Raw genomic sequence first — 18,847 nt, 5'->3', positions numbered from 1 at the left:
ATGGACAGCACGACCGGCGACGAACAGCCCACCTGGTGGGTCGCCTGCCTGTGCGCCGCCTGGTGCGGCGTCTGCCGTGACTGGCTGCCCCTGTTCACGGCGCAGGCCCGCGCCCAACCGGGGATGCGGTTCTCCTGGGTGGACGTCGAGGACGAGGACGACGCCATGGGCGACGTCGACATCCAAACCTTTCCCACCCTGCTGATCGCCCGCGGCAACGAGGTGCTGTACCTCGCTCCCATTCCGCCCATGGCCTCGCAGTTCACCCGCCTGCTGGCACGGTTGCAAGCTCAACCGCAGCCCGATCCGGGCCTGCCGGAGCATGCGGGCTCGCTGCTGCAACGCCTCAAAGACGGCGTCCTGCCACGCTCCCTCGTGTGACGAGGTAGGGCCGCTCCTACACCCGGCTCCATTGGTGCCTGACGGGCGGAGTGCGCGCTTGCAAGCTCAATCATGTCCATGGCCGGCGCAGACCGGACATGCAGTTCCAACATTCAGTTTTGCAAGGAGATTCACCATGGCATCCAACAATCAGGGCAACCAAGGCGGCAAATCCAACCGGGGATTCGCCTCCATGGACCCGCAGCGGCAGCGCGAGATCGCCAGCGAAGGCGGCCGCGCCGCCCACGAGAAGGGGACGGCGCACGAGTTCACTTCGGAAGAAGCGCGCGAAGCGGGCCGCAAGGGCGGAATGGCGCGCAGTGCGAACCGCCGCAAGGCGATCGAATCGAGCAGCAGCCATGCCAGCGGCAGCAACAGCGGCAGCTCGCATGGCAACAGCGGCTCGTCCCACGGCGGCGGGAACAACAGCAGCGGCCAGTCTCGCTGAAGGCACGGCCGCCATCGCGCGGCCGTCGACTCCCAGGGCGCCACCGGCGCCCTTTTCCATGGCCGGACTCAGTAGGTCTTGTATGGCAGGAACTTGCCCGAGAGCACGACGTTGACGCGGTCGCCCTTGGGATCGGGCTCGCGCGTGATGTCCATCGAAAAGTCGATGGCGCTCATGATGCCGTCACCGAATTCCTCGTGGATCAACTCCTTGATCGTCGTGCCGTACACGTTGACGATCTCGTACCACCGGTAGATCAGCGGATCGGTCGGCACCGCGGTGGGCAGCGAGCCTTTGTACGGCACCACCTTCAGCCACTTCTGCTCCTCCTCGCTCAGGCCGAAGATCTCGCCGACGGCTTTCGCCTGTTCGGCATTCGCGGTCATCTGCCCCAGGCACAGGGCCGTCGTCCACTCCTTGGACTGGCCCACTTTCTTCGCGACCTCTTCCCAGGTGATCCCCCGGGACACCTTGGCGGCGATGATCTTCTCGGTGATGTCGTTGCGGTTCATGCGGGCTCCTCGTTTGGTTGCGATGCTTGCAGTGGGTCGGCCCCGGCACGCAAGGGAGGCCAGGAATTCGACAATGGGGTTGCGCGGTTCGCCAAGCCCGTCCTTGCATGCGAGTGGTGCGCGCGTGCATGCATGGTGCGGTGGAGTGCCGCGTGCGGTGCGTGGCGCGCGTCTCCGCGCCTGCGCGGGTTGCGAACCTGCAGGGCCCTGCAAGGCTCGTGCCGAAGATCGGCTCGCCCTTGGACGCTGGCGGCCACCCGACTGGCTGCGCCTTCCTCGCGCCCCGCGCACTGCCCGAAGCGAGCGGCAGCGGACGTGCGCGTCAGAGCCCGAGGTCGCCCAGCCCCGGGTGATCGTCCGGCCGCCGGCCGAGCGGCCAGTGGAACTTGCGGTCTTCGGGCCGGATCGGCAGGTCGTTGATGCTCGCGAAGCGGCGCTCCATGAAGCCCGCGGCATCGAACTCCCAGTTCTCGTTGCCGTAGCTGCGAAACCACTGACCCGCGGCGTCGTGCCACTCGTAGGCGAAGCGGACGGCAATGCGGTTGCCCTCGCAGACCCACAGCTCCTTGATCAGGCGGTAGTCCAGCTCGCGCGCCCACTTGCGCTGCAGGAAGGCACGCACCTGCTCGCGGCCCACGGGGAATTCGGCGCGGTTGCGCCAGCGCGTGTCCTCGGTATAGACCTGCACCACGCGGTCCGGATCGCGGGTGTTCCAGGCGTCTTCCGCCATGCGCACCTTCTGCCTGGCGGTTTCGGTCGTGAAGGGTGGCAGCGGCGGCTTGGTCTGCATGCGGGCTCCGTTGATCGGGTCTCCTCGCAGCAGCAAGGAGGGTGTCTCAGTTCTCGGAGACCTGCCACTCGCCCAGCAGCCGCACCCGGGCATCCAGGTCTTCGGGCAGTTCAGCCGGCGGGAGCGAAGTGGTGGGCTGAGGGTTTTCCCGCGTCGACGTCTCTTCCGGCCGGGCCTCACGAGGCCGCGGTTTGCGCTGGAAGATGGAAGAGAAACGCATGGACTTCACCTGCTTGCAGTTTAGGCAGGTGAACGTGTCCGTGGTGTGACGCGTCAGCTTCGACGAGACAAGCTGCGCAGCGTTGTGGTCGACCTCCAACTTCGGCCATCTGGCGGATGGTTCAACGACCGACGGCGCGTTCCAATTCCGCCTTCGTCATCGTGGAGCGGCCGGAAATTCGCTTCCGCTTCGCATCCTCGTACAGCTGCTCGCGCGTGCGGCCGCCTTCACCGCGGTGAGAACGCTGGCCACCGCGCCGGGGCGCCGGCATGTCGCTCAAGCTGTGCGCATTCGCGTGCGTCGCTTCACCATGCTGAGCGCGCTCCTTGTTCACGGTGCGGGCCGCGATCTCCTCGGCCACCTTCTCGCTCTTGCCGCGCGACTCGACGCTGTCCTTGATGTGCTGGTACTGGCGTTCGCGCTTCGCACTCCAGGCATTGGGCATTTGGATCTCCTTCAGTGCTGCTTGCGTCCCTGGCCCTGGCTTTGACTCTGGGACTGGCTGCTTCCGGCTCCCGACCGGTCGGGCTCCGCGGGCGTCGAGATGTCGCCCAGAGACGTGGCGACGTCGACCTCGTCCCCCGGGTTCTTCGCCGCGATGTCGCCCAGCGACACGATGCCGACCAGGCGCTGGTTGCCGTCCACCACCGGCAGGCGACGAATCTGGGCATCGGCCATGTCGCTGAGCACCTGGTCGACGTCGTCGTCTTCCTTCGCAGCGCACATGGGCGCTCATCACGTCGGCCAGCTTCATGCCCTTGATCTCGCCCTGCTGGGCGACGCCGCGCACGACGATGTCGCGGTCGGTCACCATGCCGACCAGCTTGCCGCCGTCGCACACGGGGATCACGCCCACGTTGAGTTCGTCCATGCAGCGCGCCGCATCCACCACCGAGTCGTTCGGCGCCATCGTGCGGACGTCCCGCGTCATGACCTCTGCCACCGTCGTCATCGAGTTCTCCTTGGAAGTCGAGGCCGGCAAGACGCTGGCCCATGGCGTCCAATCTAGCGACGGGGTGACGGCGCCATGTCGGCCGGCTCGCAAGCTTGCGTAGGACGGGACGGCCAGCGGGGCGTCAATCGCCGTACGCCGCCGCCGGGCGCTCGCCGGCGMGCGCCTGCAGCAGGTTGCTGGTGGCGAGCTGCGCCATGGCCTGGCGCGTCTCGTGGGTCGCGGAGCCGATATGCGGCAGCGCGGTCACCCGCGGATGGGTGCGCAGGGGCGAGTCCAGCGGCAGGGGTTCGGTCGCGAACACGTCGAGCCCCGCGGCGCGCAAGTGGCCGCTGTCCAGCGCCGCCAGCAGCGCGCTTTCCTGGACGGTGGCGCCGCGTCCGCCGTTGATGAAGATGGCGCCCTGCTTCATCCGTGCGAATTCGCGCGGGCCCATCAGGCCGCGGGTCTGCGTCGTCAGCGGCAAGGTCGCGGCCACGATGTCGCAGCTGGCCAGCAGCTCGTCCAGGGGCGTGTGGACGGCGCGGCCTTGCAGCTCCGGCACATTGACGGGTTGCGGGTTGTGGTACTTCACGTGCATCCCGAAGCCGAGCGCCGCGCGGCGCGCGACGGCCTGGCCGATGCGGCCGAAGCCGAGGATGCCCAGCGTCTTGCCGTGCACGTCCCAGCCGAACAGCTGGTCGCCGATGTTGCGGTCCCAGCGCCCCTCGCGCACGTGCGCGGCCAGCTCGACCAACCGGCGGCTGGTCGCCATGACCAGCAGGAAGACGGTGTCGGCCGTCGTTTCGGTCAGCACGCCCGGCGTGTGGCACAGCAGGATGCCGCGCTGGCGCAGGTCGGCGAGGGGGTAGTTGTCCACGCCCACCGAGATCGACGAGATCACCGTCAGCCGCGGCGCGGTGTCGAGCAGCGCCGGCGTGATCGCATAGCTGGAGCCAATGAGGCCCTGCGCGTACGGCAGGGCGGCGTCGAAGGCGGCCTTCTGCTCCGGTTTGCGCGGATTGGCGACCACCACTTCGTGCAGCGCGGTGATGCGCGCGAACTGGTCGGCAGGCAGCTCGCGGAACACGAGCACCGACTTGCGCGCGTTCAAAGCCCCGCCGCCTGCAATTCCGCCTGCGTGGGCAGGCCCTCGGTGTCGCCCAGCACCTGCACCGCACGCGCGCCGATCCACGCACCACGCCGCACCGCATCGGCGACGCCGCGACCTTGCAGCAGCGCGCTGACGACTCCGACCGCGAAGCCGTCGCCGGCACCCACCGTGTCCACGACCTCCTGCACCGGAAAGCCGGGAACGCGGCCGCTGCCCTGCTCGCCGTCGTACCAGGCGCCWTCGGGCCCCAGCTTGACCGCGACGAGCTTCGCGCCGCGGGTGCGGTAGAAGCGGGCGATGCCTTCAGGGCTCTGTTCGCCGGTCAGGAACCTGCCTTCTTCCAGCCCCGGCAGCACCCAGTCCGCCTGGAACGCCAGCGCGTTGATTTCGCGCCGCATCTCCTCGGGCGAGGCCCAGAGCGTCGGCCGCAGGTTGGGATCGAAAGAGATGGTGCGGCCGGCAGCGCGCATCACCTCGAACGTCCGCTGCGCAGTGGCGCGGGCGCTGGCGGAGATCGCGGGGAAAACCCCGGTGGCGTGCAGGTGGCGCGCCGAGCACAGCCAGTCCGCGTCGACGTCGTCCGGCGTCATCTGGCTCGCGGCCGAGCCCTTGCGGTGGTACTCCACCAGCGGGTCGCTGCCGTCGGTGACCCGTCCCTTGAACTGGAAGCCGGTGCGCTGCGCCGGGTCGCACACCACGTGCGAGCAATCCACGCCTTCGCGCCGCATCTCGCCGAGCAGGTAGCGCCCCATGGAGTCGGTGCCGAGACGGCTCGCCCACGCCACGCGCAGCCCCAGGCGCGCCAGGCCGATAGCCACATTTGTCTCCGCTCCCGCGGTGCGCTTGTGGAAGGAGGGAACCTCCTCCAGCGGGCCCGGCCGGTCGGCGACGAACATCATCATCATCTCGCCGAACAGCGCGACGTCGTGGCGCGGCGCCTGGCTCATGCTGCGGCTCCGAAGCCGGCCGACACCGCCCGCAGTTGCGCGATCTCCGCGCGCGTCACCGCCAGCAGGTCGTCGCCGGCCAGCGGATATTCGATGGCCCAGGGAACGTTGCGCGGCATGGCGCGCAGGACCGCGCGCCAGGGCGCTGCCGATTCCGCCAGCGGCACCGCGACCCACTTGTGCGGCTGACGCTGCACGCCCTTGCAGTGCACGTAGCACACGCGCTCGGCCAGCGCATGCGCCGCCTGCTGCGGGCATTCGCCGGTCCAGTGCCAGTTGCCCATGTCGAAGGTCATGCCCAGTGGCAGGCCACCCGCCTGCGTCGCGGCGAAGAAAGCCGCGAGCGGGGGTACGGTGCCTGCCGACGCGGTCTGGTCGTTCTCGATCACCAGTTCCACACCGACGCCCTCCAGCGCACCGGCGAGCTGCGGCAGCGTGGCCGACGAGGCGGCCGCGAATCCGCCAATGGACATCTTCAGGCGCGCGGCGCCCAGCGTGCGGGCCGCCGCGACGCCGCGCCGCAGCGCCGCGGTGTCCAGCCCACCTTCGGCCGACCACAGCCCTTCCGGACTGGAATACACCAGCTGGCCGCCGCGCGCCCGCACCGCTTGCGCGATGGCCGGCAGTTCGGATGCCGCATCGTTCAGCAGCTCACCGCGCACCTCGACGCCATCGGCACCCGCCTCCAGCGAGAGCAGGCTGAACCACAGCTGGCCATGGCGCCGCACTTCCGCCGCCCCGAACGACGACAGCGAGATCAGGACCTGCTGCATCAGACGGCCACCGGCTGGTGGTGCGAGCTGAGGATCTGGCCCAGGAAATTCTTCGTGCGCGGATCCTGCGGTTGCGTGAAGAACTGCTCCGGAGGCGCCTGTTCCACGATGCGCCCGTCCGCCATGAAGATCACGCGGTCGGCGACGCGGCGGGCAAAGCCCATCTCGTGCGTCACGCACAGCATGGTCATGCCCTCTTCGGCGAGGCCGATCATGGTGTCGAGCACTTCCTTGACCATCTCGGGGTCGAGCGCGGAGGTCGGCTCGTCGAACAGCATGATGCGCGGCGTCATGCACAGGGCGCGGGCGATCGCCACGCGCTGCTGCTGGCCACCGGACAGCTGGCTGGGGTACTTGTGGGCCTGGTCGGGGATGCGCACCCGCGTCAGGTACTTCATCGCCGTTGCCTCGGCCTCCTGCTGGCTCACCTTACGCACCCGCATCGGGGCGAGCGTGCAGTTCTGCAGGATGGTGAGGTGCGGAAAGAGGTTGAACTGCTGGAACACCATGCCGACTTCGGCCCGCACCTTGTCCACGTTGCGCTTGCCGGCCGTGAGGTCGATGCCGTCGACCACGATGCGCCCCTCCTGCACGGACTCCAGGCCGTTGATGCAGCGGATCAGCGTGGACTTGCCCGAACCCGACGGCCCGCACACCACGATGCGCTCACCCGGCACGACCTGCAGGTCGATGTCGGTGAGCACCTGGAACTTGCCGAACCACTTGCCCACCCCTTCGAGGCGGATGATCGGTTCGGCGCCGGCCGGGGTCCTGTCGTTCATGGTGTCGCGCCCGTCCGGCTTACTGCATCTTGGGCAGGTCGGTGTCCAGCCACTTCTTGTACAGCTTGTTCAGCTCGCCATTGGCCGTGTTCTTGGCGACGAAGTCGTTCACCGACTTCAGCAGCGCGTCCTGGCCCGGGCGCATGGCCACGGCCATCTCCTGCTGGCGCAGCGTGAACTTGGGCTCGAAGGCGCCGGGTTGGCGCTTGTTGATCTGCGCGGCCACGGTGGTGGAGCAGCCGATCGCGTCGACCTGGCCGGAGATCAGTGCCTGCATCGCCGATGCGTCGTCGTCGAAGCGGCGGATCTCCGTGCCTTGCGGTGCCATCTGCGTCAGCGCCACATCCTGCGTGCTCGCGCGGGCCACGCCCACCTTGAAGTTCTTCAGGTCGGCCGCGCCCTTGATGTTCGCCTTCTTTTCGCCGTACAGCACGATGGTGGCGGCGGAGTACGGCTTGGAGAATTGCACCTGCTTGGCGCGCTCGGGCGTCACGGCCAGCGAGGCCACCAGCAGGTCGACCTTGTTGGTCAGCAGGAAGGGAATGCGGTTCGGGCCGGTGACCGGCACCAGGTTCACCTTCACGCCCCAGTCCTTGGACAGCAGGCGGGCGACGTCCGCGTCATAGCCGTCGGGCTGGTTCTGCGCGTTGGTGGTGCCGTAGGGCGGGAAGTCGACCAGCAGGCCGACGTTGACCTCGCCCTTCTTCTTCAGCTCTTCGAGCGACTGCGCGAAGGCGGGAGCGGCGAGCAGCGACACGGTCGCGGCGACGCCCAGGGCGGCAAAGGCACGGCGGGTGAAGGATTGCATTTGGGATTGTCTCCAGTGGGAAAAAGGGAAGGCCGTCAGCGCGCGAGCGCCCGGGCCTGGCGCCGCTCCATGCGGCCGGCCAGCAGCGACAGGGGCCAGCACAGCGCGAAGTAAATCGCGGCGACCAGGCTGAACACCACCAGCGGCTGGAAGGTGGCGTTGTTGATGATCTGGCCGGCACGGGTGACTTCCGTGAAGCCGATGATCGCCGCCAGCGAGGTGCCCTTGATCACCTGCACCATGTAGCCCACGGTGGGCGCGAGGGCAATCTTGAAGGCCTGCGGCAGGACCACGTCGCGCATCCGTGCCACGTAGTGCAGGCCCAGCGCATCGGCCGCCTCCCACTGGCCGCGCGGGACGGCCTGGATGCAGCCGCGCCAGATCTCGCCGAGGAAGGCGCTGGTGTTGAGGATCAGGGCGACGCCGGCGGCCACCCAGGGGTTCACGTCGATGCCGATCACCGGCGCGCCGAAGAACACGAGGAACAGCTGCAGCAGCAGGGGAGTGCCCTGGAACACCTGCACGAAGGCGGTCGCCGCCGCGCGGGCCGCCGCGTTGTCGCTGGTGCGCGCCAGCGCCACCAGCAGGCCGCCGATGGCACCGCCCACGAAGGCGATCAGCGACAGCGCGATGGTCCAGCGCGCCGCCTCGAGGATGAACAGGAACTCGGAATAGCCGAAGGTGCGCATCAGCGACGGTCCGGGTAGTCGAGCGCATACCGGTAGATCACCCGGAACAGCACGGAAAAGGCCATGGCCAGCAGCAGGTAGATCAGCGCCACCACGATGTAGATCTCGAAGCTGCGGAACGTCTGCGACTGCAGGTTGGCGGCCACCGAGGTGAGGTCGTCGGCCGAGATGGCCGAGACGACGGCGGAACTGAGCATCAGCAGGATGAACTGGCTGGTGAGGGCGGGATAGATCGCCTTCAGCGCCGGCTTCAGGATGATGTCGCGGAACACCTGGTGGCGCTTGAGGTTGAGCGCCAGCCCGGCCTCGATCTGGCCGCGCGGAATGGACTCGATGCCGGCGCGCAGGATCTCGGTCGCATAGGCGCCGAGGTTCACCACCATGGCCACCAGCGCCGCGGAATGCGCGGACCAGCGCAGCCCCAGGGCCGGCAGCGCGAAGAAGAAGAAGAACAGCTGCACCAGGAAGGGGGTGTTGCGGATCAACTCGATGTACGCGTTGACCACCCAGCGCAGCGCCTGCGGCCCCGACGTCTTCGCCCAGGCGCCGAAGATCGCCACCGCCAGGCCCAGGACGGTGGCGGTCAGCGACAGCTGGATCGTGGTCCACGTGCCTTGCAGCAGCAGGGGCCACGCTGCGAACACATCCTGGAACTGGAATTGGTAGTTCACGTCTGAAACCGGTTTCTGGCGCGAATTATAGAAACCGGTTTCAGCTTTTCATCCGGGTTTTCACCTAGCCGAAGGAGCAGCCGACGAACGTCGCGCGACCAGCGTGCCCGGCAACAGGATCTGCCGAGGTGGCACATCCAGTCCCCGGAGTCGTTCCAGCAGGCAGGCCGTGGCAAGACGGCCCAGCGCATCGGTCGGCTGGGCGATGGTGCTGAGGCCCGGACCGACCAGGGGCGCCCATTCGGTTTCGTCCACGCCGATGAATCCGATCTCCTCGCCGAAGCGCCAGCCCAGACGCGCGACGGCGTCCGCAATGCGCAGCGTGATCACGGCATTGCTGGACAGCACCGCCGGCCGGGCGCCCCGCGCGCGCAGCTTGCGCAGTTCCGCGTCCAGCCCGGCGCTGTCCTCGGCCGTCGACTCGAAGCTGGCTCCGCGCACTCCGGGCTGGTCCGCCACGAACGCGCGGAAGGCCGCTTCCCGCTCCTGCCGCGAACTCACACCGGCGACCGGCTCGGTGACGAACAGAAGCTCGTTCCAGCCTGCGGCCACCAGGTGCGCTGCTGCCAGCCGGATCGCACCCGCGTTGTCGAGGGAGACGAAGTCGGCCGGCATGTTGGCGTGGCGGCGGTCCACCAGCACCACCGGCCGGCCCTGGCGCGCGGCGGCGGCCACGGCGCCTTCGTCGCGGCCCAGCGTATTCAGGATCAGGCCCTCGACCTGGTAGGAGGCCAGCGCCTCGATCGCGTCGCGCTCGCGCTGGCCGTCGTCGCCCAGGTTGAACAGCATCAGCAGGTAGCCCGCTTCCTGGCAAGCTTTTTCGGCCCCGCGCAGCACGGCGACCGAGAAGGGATTCGTCACGTCTGCCACCACCAACCCGATCAGCCGGGAACGCCCGCGCTTGAGGGCCTGCGCCATGGGGCTCGGGGAATAGCCCAGCGCCGCGATGGCCGACTCCACGCGCAGCGCGATCTCCGGCGTCAGCAGCTCGTCCCGGCGGTTGAGGAAGCGGGAGACGGTCGCCTTGGACACGCCGGCCTTGACCGCCACGTCGGCGATCGTGATCCGGCCGGCGCCTGGAAGCGGCAGGAAGGGAGGGGACTTGGGCGGCATGAGCTGAAACCAGTTTCAGCCGTGATGGTAGCGCGGCCGGGCGGCCGCCGCGAAGCGCGTTCAGCGGCGCGCGGGATCCACCACCGTCGCCAGCGGCAGGCGCGCAATCTCCTGCAGCAGCATGGCCAACTGGGTGCCGGCGGACTGCAGCACCCGCCGCCCCTTGTCCGCTGTCGCGGCCGCCGCGTTGCCTGCCGCACCCTTGTCGTTGTAGTCCTGCATGGCCCAACCGAGCTTGGCGCTGCGGCCGTTGCCCAGCAGCGGGTACTGCGCGGCGCGGTCTTGCGAGGTGGAACGGAAGTTCTTGGCGTGCTGCATGCGCACGCCGCCGGAACGCAGCGCCAGCATCAGCGAAGTCTCCATGTCGCCCGCGTGCACGCCGAAGCGGTGTTCGTCGGCGGGAAAGAGCTGCGTGACGGCGTCGCCCAGCGGCAGGTTCCACCAACTGCAGCTGTAGACGATCAGCCGGCAGCGCATGCGCAACTCGCGCGCCACGATGTCCATCAGGCTCACTTGGCCGCCGTGCGCGTTGAACAGCAGCAGCTTGCGCACGCCGGCGCGCGCGACGCACTCGCCCAACGCGATCCAGGTGGCGATCACCGTCTCCACCGGCAGCGTGAGGGTGCCCGGAAAGTCCGCGTGCTCGGGGCTGTAACCGACCTGCTGCGTGGGCAGCACCAGCACCGGCAGGCTCGCCGGCAGCTGCGGCAGCGCCTGCGCCACGATGCCATCGACCAGGCAATGGTCCACCGAAAGCGGCAGGTGCGGCCCATGCTGTTCGGTGGCGCCGAGCGGCAGCACGGCGACCGTCGACGCGGCGTCGAGTCCGGCGAAATCGGCGGTGCTCAGCTCCGCCCAGAAACGAGACGCAAGAGGCATGCGCGCATCTTAAGCGTCGAGCGCATGGTGCGCCGCCTGCACGATGCTGGCCGCATCCACGTGGAAGAAGGCGCGCAGGGCGGCCCGCGTGTCGCTGCGGCCGAAGCCGTCGGTTCCCAGGGTCAGGTAGCGGCGGCCGGCCGGCAGCCAGGCGCGGATGCTTTCCGGCACCGCGCGGACATAGTCGCTCGCGGCGATCACCGGTCCGCTGCCTTCCAGTAACCGGGATACGTAGGGCGCGGCGTCCGCCTGCCCGGCCAGCGCCCGCTGTTCGCAGGCCTGGCCGTCGCGCGCCAGCTCGCTCCAGCTGGTGATGCTCAGCACGTCCACGGGAATGCCGTCGGCCGCGAGCTGCTGCGCCGCCTTGAGCACTTCGGTGAGGATGGCGCCCGAGCCGAGCAGAGTCACGCGCTGCCGCGCGGTCGCATCACCGAAGCGGTCGAAGCGGTAGCCGCCGCGGATCACGCCCTCGTGCGCCTCTGCCGGCAGATCCGGCTGTGCGTAGTTTTCGTTCATCAGCGTGACGTAGTAGAAGACGTCGCGCTGCTCCAGCAGCATCTCGCGCATGCCGCGGTCCACGATCAACGCCATCTCCCCCGCGAACGCCGGGTCGTACGCCTTGCAGTTGGGGATGGTCGCGGCCACCAGGTGACTGCTGCCGTCCTGGTGCTGCAAGCCCTCGCCGCCCAGCGTGGTGCGCCCGGAGGTCGCACCGAGCAGGAAGCCGCGGGAGCGCTGGTCGGCGGCCGCCCAGATCGCGTCGCCCACGCGCTGGAAGCCGAACATCGAGTAGTAGATGTAGAACGGCAGCATGGCGATGCCGTGCACGCTGTAGCTGGTGGCCGCGGCGGTCCAGCTCGCGATGGCGCCGGCCTCGCTGATGCCTTCTTCCAGGATCTGCCCGTCCAGCGCTTCGCGGTAGGACAGCACCGAACCGATGTCCTCCGGCTCGTAGCTCTGGCCCGCGCTGGAATAGATCCCCACCTGCTTGAACAGGTTGGCCATGCCGAAGGTGCGCGCCTCGTCGGCGACGATGGGCACGATGCGCGGGCCCAGTTGAGGGTCCTTCAGCAACGCGCCTAGCAGCCGCACGAAGGCCATGGTGGTCGACATTTCCTTGCCGCCGGCCTGCAGCGCGAACTGCGCGTAGGTCGCCGCGTCCGGTACCGGCACCTGCGGACAGGCGGTCTCGCGCCGGGGAAGGTAGCCCCCCAGCGCTTCGCGCTTCGCGTGCAGGTAGCGCAGCTCGGGGCTGTCCTCCGCCGGCCTGTGGAAGGCGAGCTGCGTCGCCTGCGCGTCCGACAAGGGCAAGTTGAAGCGGTTGCGGAACTCCAGCAGCGCGCTGTCTTCCAGCTTCTTCTGGCTGTGCGTGGTCATGCGGCCCTGGCCGGCCGCGCCCATGCCGTAGCCCTTCTTGGTGTGGGCGAGGATCACCGTCGGCTGGCCGCGGTGCCGCGCCGCGGCGTCGTACGCCGCATGGATCTTGACCAGGTCGTGCCCGCCGCGCTTCAGGCGGTCGATCTGTTCGTCGGTCATGCCCTGCGCCAGGCGCGCCAGCTCCTCGTTCTGGCCGAAGAAATTGTCGCGGTTGAAGCGGCCGTCCTTCGCGGCGAAGGTCTGCATCTGGCCGTCCACCGTGTGCGCGAACGCGCGCACCAGCGCATGGGTGGTGTCGCGCGCGAACAGTCCGTCCCAGTCGCTGCCCCACAGCAGCTTGATCACGTTCCAGCCGGCGCCGCGGAACAGCTTCTCCAGTTCGTCGACGATGCGGCCGTTGCCTCGCACGGGCCCGTCGAGGCGCTGCAGGTTGCAGTTCACCACCCACACCAGGTTGTCCAGCTTCTCCCGCGAGGCGAGCGTGAGCGCGCTCATGCTCTCCGGCTCGTCCATTTCGCCATCGCCGAACACGCCCCACACCTTGCGTCCCTCGCAGTCCAGCAGTTGCCGGTGGGTGAGGTAGCGCATGAAGCGCGCGTGGTAGATCGAGCTGATGGGCCCGATGCCCATCGAGCCGGTCGGGAACTGCCAGAAATCCGGCATCAGCCAGGGATGCGGATAGCTGGAGAGACCCCGCGCGCCCTCGGTGGGTGCGCTGATCTCCTGCCGGTAGTGGGCCAGGTCCTGCTCGGTCAGCCGCCCTTCGAGGAAGGCCCGCGCGTACACGCCAGGCGCGCTGTGCGGCTGGAAGAACACGAGGTCGCCGCCTTGCGCTGCGTTGCGCGCCCGGAAGAAATGGTTGAAGCCCACCTCGAACAGGTCGGCCGCGCTGGCGTAGCTGGCGATGTGCCCGCCGAGTTCGCCGTACGCGCTGTTGGCGCGCACGACCATCGCCAGCGCGTTCCAGCGCATGATCGAGGCGAGCTTCTCCTCGATGGCGAGGTCGCCCGGAAACACGGGCTGCCGTTCCACCGGCACGCTGTTCACGTAGGGCGTGACCAGCTCGGGCGACCATCCCACTGCCGGATGGCGTCCGAGCACGGCCAGCTGGTCGAGGATGAAGCGCGCCCGCGCAGGTCCGTGCGTCGCGACCAGGGCCTGGAATGCGTCGCGCCATTCCGTGGTTTCGACGGGATCGAGGTCGCCGCCTTCGTCGGAGAGGTAGCGGGTGATGCTGTGGTCGGCCATGCCGCCACTCTAGGCGCATTGGTCCGGCATGGGGCACCGGAAATGGCCTCGGACGGCACAGCCGCCGCATAGAATGCCGTCAAACAACAGGAGCGCAGCATTCCATGCAACTCGATGCCGTCGACCTCCGCATCCTCGCCGAGCTGCAGCAGGACGGGTCGCTCACCAACGTGGAACTGGCCCGCAGGGTTCACCTTTCGCCCTCGCCATGCCTCGCGCGGGTGAAGGCGCTGGAAGCCGCCGGGGTGATCGAGCGCTACGTGGCTCTGGCCAGCGCCAAGCAGCTGGGACTGGGGCTCAGCGTCTTCATCAACATCAGCCTGAAGAGCCAGGCCAAGGACTCGCTGGCGGCCTTCGAGCGCCGCATCGCCGAACACGACGAGGTGATGGAGTGCTACCTCATGACGGGGGACAGCGACTACCTCATCCGTGTGGCGGTGCCCGACATCGCGGCCCTGGAGCGCTTCATCCTGGAACAGCTGACGCCCATCCCCGGCATCGAAAAGATCCGCTCCAGCTTCGCGCTCAAGCAGGTCCGCTACAAGACCGCGCTCCCGTTGCCGATTCGCTCCTGACCGACACGCGTAGGCAAGGTCGCTGCCGTTGACAGCCGCAGGCTGACTGTCGCGCAGCCTGTACGCGGGGGCCCGCTGTCGCCTTCGGCCGAATCACAGGGCGGGCCTTGCGCAGCACCATGTGTGCATGGATTCGCTGCGCACCCTCACTGATTACCTCTGGCGGGAGAGCTGGAACCGGGCGTTCTGGCCGTCGCTGGCGCTCACGGTCGTGGCGTCGCTGGACCAGTGCACCCGCGGCCCTTCCATCACGGCGATGGTGCTGACCGCCCTGTGCAGCTAACGCACCGGCGCAACCCGCCAGACAGCATTGCCCACGTCGTCGGCCACCAGCAGCGCCCCGTATCGATCGAGCGCGACGCCGACCGGACGCCCCCACGCCTTGCCTTCCGGACTGACGAAGCCGGTGAGCACGTCCTGCGGCGCCCCTGAAGGTCGGCCGTTGGCGAAGGGCACGAACACGACCTTGTAGCCGGAGCGTGGCTTGCGGTTCCAGGAGCCATGCTCGCCGACGAAGGCGCCGCCGGCGAAGGCTGGCAGGCGGCCATCGGCGAAGGCCAGTCCCAGCGGCGCGACGTGGTTGCCCAGGGCGTAATCGGGAGCGATCGCCCGTGCCACCATGTCGGGGCGCGGCGGTTGCACTCGATCGTCGACGTGTGCGCCCCAGTAGCTCCAGGGCCAGCCGTAGAAGGCTCCCTCGCGAACCGAAGTGAGGTAATCGGGCACCAGGTCGCTTCCCAGTTCGTCACGCTCGTTCGCGACGGCCCACAGCGCGCGCGTCTGGGGCTCGAAGGCCATGCCGACCGGATTGCGCAGGCCGCTCGCGAAGACGCGCTTGGCCCCGGTCGCGATCTCGATCTCCCAGATGGCGGCGCGGCCCTCTTCCACCTCCATGCCGCGCTCCGCCGCGTTGCTGTTCGAACCCACCGACACGTAGAGCTTGCGGCCATCGGGACTGGCCACCAGCCCCTTGGTCCAGTGGTGGTTGGTGCCCGCCGGCAGGTCCGTGACCTTCTGCGGCGACGCCGTGATCTGCTGCTGCCCCGGCGCATACGGGAAGCGCACCACCGCGTCCGCGTTGGCGACATACAGCGTGTCGCCGACCAGCGCCATCCCGAAGGGCGAATGCAGCTGGGCGATGAAGACCGTCTTCAGTTCTGCCTGCCCGTCGCCGTTGGCGTCGCGCAGCAGCAGGATGCGGTCCGGGCTGGGCACGCCCGCACCGGCCCGCTTCATCACTTGCTTGGTGACCCAGGCCTTGATCCCCTTTTCTTCCTGGCCGGGGGGCGGCGCGGGCTTGTTGGACTCCGCGACCAGCACGTCGCCATTGGGCAGTACATACAGCCAGCGCGGGTGCTCCAGGCCGCGCGCCAGGGCCGTGACGGCGTAGCCGGGCGCGGCCTGCGGCTGTCCGTTGGCCGGCCAGCCTTCGGCGGGCGCGATGTGCATCGTGGGCAGCAGGGACTTCGCGGGCGGCGGCAGCTGCGGCTGCGCGCCGGTGGTGGCGGACTCGGAGAGCTTGGCCGTGTCGCCGCATGCGGCAAGCAGCAGGACCAGCAGGGACAGGGCAGGAAGAATCGGGCGCATGTCCCAGTGTGCATCTACCCTGCGCCGCTGTGGGGTGAGCGAAAGCGGGACAATAGCCGCCATGACACAAGAGCTGTTCCGACAGGATGCCTACCTCCGCGAGACGCCCGCGACCGTGGTGGCCGTCGGCGAGCAGGGCATCGTCCTCGACCGCACCGTGTTCTATCCCCTCGGCGGCGGGCAGGCGGGCGACGCCGGCGTGCTCGTGCTGGCGGACGGGACGCCGCTGGCGATCGCCGACACGCGCAAGGCCAAGGACGCGGACGGCAAGCCGACGGCCGACATCGCGCACGTGCCGGCCGTTGGACAGGACGAGGTCCTCGCGCGCCTGCGCGCCGGTGACGCGGTGATCGCGCGCATCGACTGGGAACGCCGGCACAAGCTCATGCGCTTCCACACCACGACGCACCTGCTGTGCCACCTCGTTCCGCAGCTGGTCAACGGCTGCTCGATCACGCCCGAGTACGCGCGCCTGGACTTCAACATGACCGACCCGCTGGACAAGGAGGCGCTGACGCAGGGCATCTCCCACCTGGTGGCCGCCGCGCATGCGGTGCAGGTCGGCGCCATCACCGACGAGGAGCTCGACGCCAACCCGGCGCTGGTCAAGAGCATGTCCGTGCAGCCGCCGCGCGGAACCGGCCGCGTGCGCACCATCCGCATCGGCACCCCGGAGCTGGCCATCGACTTCCAGCCCTGCGGCGGCACGCATGTTGCAAACACGGGGGAGATCGGTGGCGTGGTCGTTACCAAGATCGAGAAAAAGAGCGCCAGCACCCGACGGGTGGTGCTGGGCTTTTCCTGAACTCCGGAACTTCGAACCGCCTGCTGAGCTCCACCTCCTGCGATGAATCCTGCGCGCCTGCTTGCCGCCGCCTTCCTGTCGGCCTCCCTCCTGCCCTCGGTCGGCCTGGCACAGGTGGACAAGGCCGTCGTGACCACGGAACGGGTCCGCGCCGAACTCATGGCCCATGCGCCGCAAGGCGTCGTTTCCGGCCAGCCGCTTTGGGTGGGGCTGCAGATCGCGCACCAACCGGAATGGCACACCTACTGGAAGAACCCCGGTGATTCGGGCCTGCCGACGACGTTGACCTGGACGCTCCCGGCCGGCATCGAGGCCGGCGAGGTGGCCTGGCCGGTCCCGAAGAAGATCCCGGTCGGGCCGCTGGCGAACTACGGCTACGAAGGCACCGTGCTGCTGCCGGTGCCGCTGACCGTGACTTCGGCCTTCAAGCCTTCGCCCTTCGGCGACGCCGAAATCAAGCTCAAGGCCTCCTGGCTGGTCTGCAAGAAGGAATGCATCCCCGAGGACGGCAACTTCGTGCTGAAGCTGCCGGTGCGCAGCACCACGGCCCTGAACGCCGGCGCCTTCCAGGCCGCCCTGGCCGCGCAGCCCCGGGACCTGAAGGCCCCTGCGGAGGCGCGCGTCGAAGGCCAGGCGCTGCAAGTCAGCGTGCCCGGGCTGCCCGCTTCGGTGGTGGGCAAGGACCTGGAGTTCTTCCCCGAGACTGGTGAAGTGATCGAACCCGCGGGCCGCTGGACCCAGGCGTGGAAAGGCAACGTCTGGACCGCGAGCGTGCCGCTGTCGCCGCATCGCAGTGCGAGTCCCGTGGTGATGCCGGTGGTGCTGGTGGCTGGCGACCAGGGCTGGCGCACCGAAGCCAAGATGTCGGGAGCCTGGCCTCCGCCCGCCGCGCCGGCGGCCACCGTGTCGCCCGCCCTGCAGGAGGCGCTGCGCAATGCCGCGGCCACGCCGGTGGCGCCGGCGGCCACGCCGGCAGGCACCCTCCTGGCTGCGCTGCTGGGCGCGCTGCTGGGCGGCATCATCCTGAACCTCATGCCCTGCGTGTTTCCGGTGCTGGCGATCAAGGTGGTCGGCTTCACCCGGCACGCGGACGATCGCCGCGGCCACCGCATCAGCGGCATCGCCTACACACTGGGTGTCGTCACCTCCTTCGCCGCCCTGGGTGGCTTGATGCTGGCCCTGCGCGCCGCGGGCGAACAGCTTGGCTGGGGCTTCCAGCTGCAGTCGCCTGCGGTGGTGGCCACGCTGGCGGCCCTGTTCACGCTGATCGCGCTCAACCTCGCGGGCGTGTTCGAGTTCCGCTCGATGCTGCCCAGCAGCGTCGCCACGCTGGAGGCGCGCCATCCGGTGGCGAATTCCTTCCTCACCGGCGTGCTGGCCGTGGCCATCGCGTCGCCCTGCACGGCGCCCTTCATGGGCGCATCGCTGGGGCTGGCGATCTCGCTGCCCGCCGCCGAAGCGCTCGCCATCTTCATCGCGTTGGGCCTGGGCATGGCGCTGCCCTACCTGCTGGCCAGCTGGGTGCCCGCCGTGGCGCGGCTGTTGCCGCGTCCGGGCGCCTGGATGGACACCTTCCGCCGCCTCATGGCCTTCCCCATGTTCGCCACGGTCGCCTGGCTGGTGTGGGTGCTGGGCCAGCAAAGCGGCATCGACGGCGCCGGCGCGCTGCTCGCCCTGCTGGTGGCGCTGAGCATGGTGGTGTGGGCGCTGACCTTGCGCGGCCGCACGCGCATCGCGCTGGCCTCCGTCGCATTGGCCGGTGTGGTCCTGGTGGGTTGGGCCACGGGTGCGGCGATCACGCGTCCGGCGCCGTCCGCCACGAACGCGGCGGCCAGGGACGACCTCTGGCAGGCCTGGGCGCCCGAGCGCGTGCAGCAGCTGGTCGCCGCAGGCCAGCCGGTGTTCGTGGACTTCACCGCCGCCTGGTGCGTGACCTGCCAGTACAACAAGAAGGCCACGCTGTCGCGCGGCGAGGTGCTGGCCGACTTCCGCACGCACAACTACGCGCTGCTGCGCGCCGACTGGACCCGGCGCGATCCCGCGATCACCGCCGCGCTGGCGCAGCTGGGGCGCAACGGCGTGCCCGTGTACGTGATCTACCGCCCCGGTAAACCGCCGGTGGTGCTGTCGGAAGTCCTCAGCGTCGAGGACGTGCGGCAGGCGATCGCGCTCTAGGCTCGCCGCCCGCGGCCTGCGT

The 18,847-nt window shown here is 69.1% G+C and carries 22 protein-coding genes and 1 pseudogene; 6 read left to right on the top strand and 17 right to left on the bottom strand.

The window, feature by feature from the left end:
• Positions 1-381 carry a thioredoxin family protein gene (locus AC1DSA_RS15415; RefSeq protein WP_477890670.1) on the top strand — a complete coding sequence of 127 codons (381 nt, stop codon included), beginning with the start codon at positions 1-3 and terminating at the stop codon, positions 379-381.
• A 136-nt stretch (positions 382-517) separates the two neighbouring features.
• A complete protein-coding gene (locus tag AC1DSA_RS15410) occupies positions 518-829 on the top strand; it encodes a KGG domain-containing protein (protein WP_477890669.1) in 312 nt (103 codons plus the stop codon).
• A gap of 68 nt (positions 830-897) precedes the next feature.
• Here AC1DSA_RS15410 and cynS read toward each other — a convergent pair whose 3' ends face one another.
• From cynS to mdeB, 16 genes and pseudogenes are all read right to left on the bottom strand, one after another.
• Positions 898-1,341 (bottom strand): cyanase, encoded by a 444-nt coding sequence (cynS, locus tag AC1DSA_RS15405; RefSeq protein ID WP_477890668.1) that lies wholly within the window; start codon positions 1,339-1,341, stop codon positions 898-900.
• A gap of 322 nt (positions 1,342-1,663) precedes the next feature.
• Positions 1,664-2,131 (bottom strand): nuclear transport factor 2 family protein, encoded by a 468-nt coding sequence (locus AC1DSA_RS15400; RefSeq protein ID WP_477890666.1) that lies wholly within the window; start codon positions 2,129-2,131, stop codon positions 1,664-1,666.
• Between the two features lie 46 nt (positions 2,132-2,177).
• Positions 2,178-2,450 carry a hypothetical protein gene (locus tag AC1DSA_RS15395; protein ID WP_477890664.1) on the bottom strand — a complete coding sequence of 91 codons (273 nt, stop codon included), beginning with the start codon at positions 2,448-2,450 and terminating at the stop codon, positions 2,178-2,180.
• A gap of 22 nt (positions 2,451-2,472) precedes the next feature.
• Positions 2,473-2,796: a plasmid stabilization protein gene (locus AC1DSA_RS15390; protein WP_477890795.1), complete on the bottom strand. Its 324-nt coding sequence runs from the start codon at positions 2,794-2,796 to the stop codon at positions 2,473-2,475.
• Positions 2,797-2,807: 11 nt separating this feature from the next.
• Positions 2,808-3,077: a CBS domain-containing protein gene (locus AC1DSA_RS15385; RefSeq protein ID WP_477890662.1), complete on the bottom strand. Its 270-nt coding sequence runs from the start codon at positions 3,075-3,077 to the stop codon at positions 2,808-2,810.
• 124 nt (positions 3,078-3,201) lie between these two features.
• Positions 3,202-3,261, bottom strand: a pseudogene (locus AC1DSA_RS15380) (hypothetical protein); the annotation flags it as partial.
• A 166-nt stretch (positions 3,262-3,427) separates the two neighbouring features.
• Positions 3,428-4,396: a 2-hydroxyacid dehydrogenase gene (locus tag AC1DSA_RS15375; RefSeq protein WP_477890660.1), complete on the bottom strand. Its 969-nt coding sequence runs from the start codon at positions 4,394-4,396 to the stop codon at positions 3,428-3,430.
• Entirely contained in the window at positions 4,393-5,343 is a 951-nt protein-coding gene (locus AC1DSA_RS15370; RefSeq protein WP_477890658.1) for a sugar kinase, read from the bottom strand. Before AC1DSA_RS15370 ends, AC1DSA_RS15375 begins: the two co-directional genes overlap by 4 nt.
• Positions 5,340-6,119, bottom strand: a complete 780-nt coding sequence (locus AC1DSA_RS15365) for a sugar phosphate isomerase/epimerase family protein (protein ID WP_477890793.1) — start codon at positions 6,117-6,119, stop codon at positions 5,340-5,342. Before AC1DSA_RS15365 ends, AC1DSA_RS15370 begins: the two co-directional genes overlap by 4 nt.
• On the bottom strand, positions 6,116-6,898 hold the full coding sequence (locus AC1DSA_RS15360; protein WP_477890656.1) for an amino acid ABC transporter ATP-binding protein: 783 nt from the start codon (positions 6,896-6,898) through the stop codon (positions 6,116-6,118). The genes AC1DSA_RS15365 and AC1DSA_RS15360 overlap by 4 nt, the downstream gene beginning before the upstream one ends.
• Before the next feature lie 19 nt (positions 6,899-6,917).
• Positions 6,918-7,706, bottom strand: a complete 789-nt coding sequence (locus tag AC1DSA_RS15355; protein ID WP_477890654.1) for a transporter substrate-binding domain-containing protein — start codon at positions 7,704-7,706, stop codon at positions 6,918-6,920.
• A gap of 35 nt (positions 7,707-7,741) precedes the next feature.
• The gene (locus AC1DSA_RS15350; protein WP_477890652.1) at positions 7,742-8,395 is read right to left on the bottom strand and encodes an amino acid ABC transporter permease; all 654 of its coding nucleotides are present in this window, start codon (positions 8,393-8,395) and stop codon (positions 7,742-7,744) included.
• Entirely contained in the window at positions 8,395-9,066 is a 672-nt protein-coding gene (locus AC1DSA_RS15345) for an amino acid ABC transporter permease (RefSeq protein ID WP_477890650.1), read from the bottom strand. Before AC1DSA_RS15345 ends, AC1DSA_RS15350 begins: the two co-directional genes overlap by 1 nt.
• Before the next feature lie 60 nt (positions 9,067-9,126).
• On the bottom strand, positions 9,127-10,179 hold the full coding sequence (locus tag AC1DSA_RS15340; protein WP_477890648.1) for a LacI family DNA-binding transcriptional regulator: 1,053 nt from the start codon (positions 10,177-10,179) through the stop codon (positions 9,127-9,129).
• 60 nt (positions 10,180-10,239) lie between these two features.
• Positions 10,240-11,058 (bottom strand): creatininase family protein, encoded by an 819-nt coding sequence (locus AC1DSA_RS15335; protein ID WP_477890646.1) that lies wholly within the window; start codon positions 11,056-11,058, stop codon positions 10,240-10,242.
• A 9-nt stretch (positions 11,059-11,067) separates the two neighbouring features.
• A complete protein-coding gene (gene mdeB / locus AC1DSA_RS15330; RefSeq protein WP_477890644.1) occupies positions 11,068-13,683 on the bottom strand; it encodes an alpha-ketoglutarate dehydrogenase in 2,616 nt (871 codons plus the stop codon).
• A gap of 104 nt (positions 13,684-13,787) precedes the next feature.
• On the opposite strand from mdeB, the gene AC1DSA_RS15325 reads away from it, so the two are divergent.
• Both AC1DSA_RS15325 and AC1DSA_RS15320 read left to right on the top strand, forming a co-directional pair.
• Positions 13,788-14,258 carry an Lrp/AsnC family transcriptional regulator gene (locus tag AC1DSA_RS15325; RefSeq protein ID WP_477890642.1) on the top strand — a complete coding sequence of 157 codons (471 nt, stop codon included), beginning with the start codon at positions 13,788-13,790 and terminating at the stop codon, positions 14,256-14,258.
• Between the two features lie 127 nt (positions 14,259-14,385).
• Positions 14,386-14,541, top strand: a complete 156-nt coding sequence (locus tag AC1DSA_RS15320) for a hypothetical protein (RefSeq protein WP_477890640.1) — start codon at positions 14,386-14,388, stop codon at positions 14,539-14,541.
• Here AC1DSA_RS15320 and AC1DSA_RS15315 read toward each other — a convergent pair.
• Positions 14,538-15,845 carry a PQQ-dependent sugar dehydrogenase gene (locus AC1DSA_RS15315; protein ID WP_477890638.1) on the bottom strand — a complete coding sequence of 436 codons (1,308 nt, stop codon included), beginning with the start codon at positions 15,843-15,845 and terminating at the stop codon, positions 14,538-14,540. The two genes, AC1DSA_RS15320 and AC1DSA_RS15315, sit on opposite strands and share 4 nt — an antisense overlap.
• A 61-nt stretch (positions 15,846-15,906) precedes the next feature.
• On the opposite strand from AC1DSA_RS15315, the gene AC1DSA_RS15310 reads away from it, so the two are divergent.
• Together AC1DSA_RS15310 and AC1DSA_RS15305 are read left to right on the top strand one after the other, a co-directional pair.
• On the top strand, positions 15,907-16,650 hold the full coding sequence (locus AC1DSA_RS15310) for an alanyl-tRNA editing protein (RefSeq protein WP_477890636.1): 744 nt from the start codon (positions 15,907-15,909) through the stop codon (positions 16,648-16,650).
• A gap of 42 nt (positions 16,651-16,692) precedes the next feature.
• A complete protein-coding gene (locus AC1DSA_RS15305; protein WP_477890634.1) occupies positions 16,693-18,825 on the top strand; it encodes a protein-disulfide reductase DsbD family protein in 2,133 nt (710 codons plus the stop codon).
• Positions 18,826-18,847: the final 22 nt, after the last annotated feature.

It is taken from the genome of Ramlibacter sp. P4_H7 (assembly GCF_056400765.1).
The sequence above is the reverse complement of the archived record's forward strand: the minus strand, read 5'-3'. Positions and strand labels throughout refer to the sequence as shown.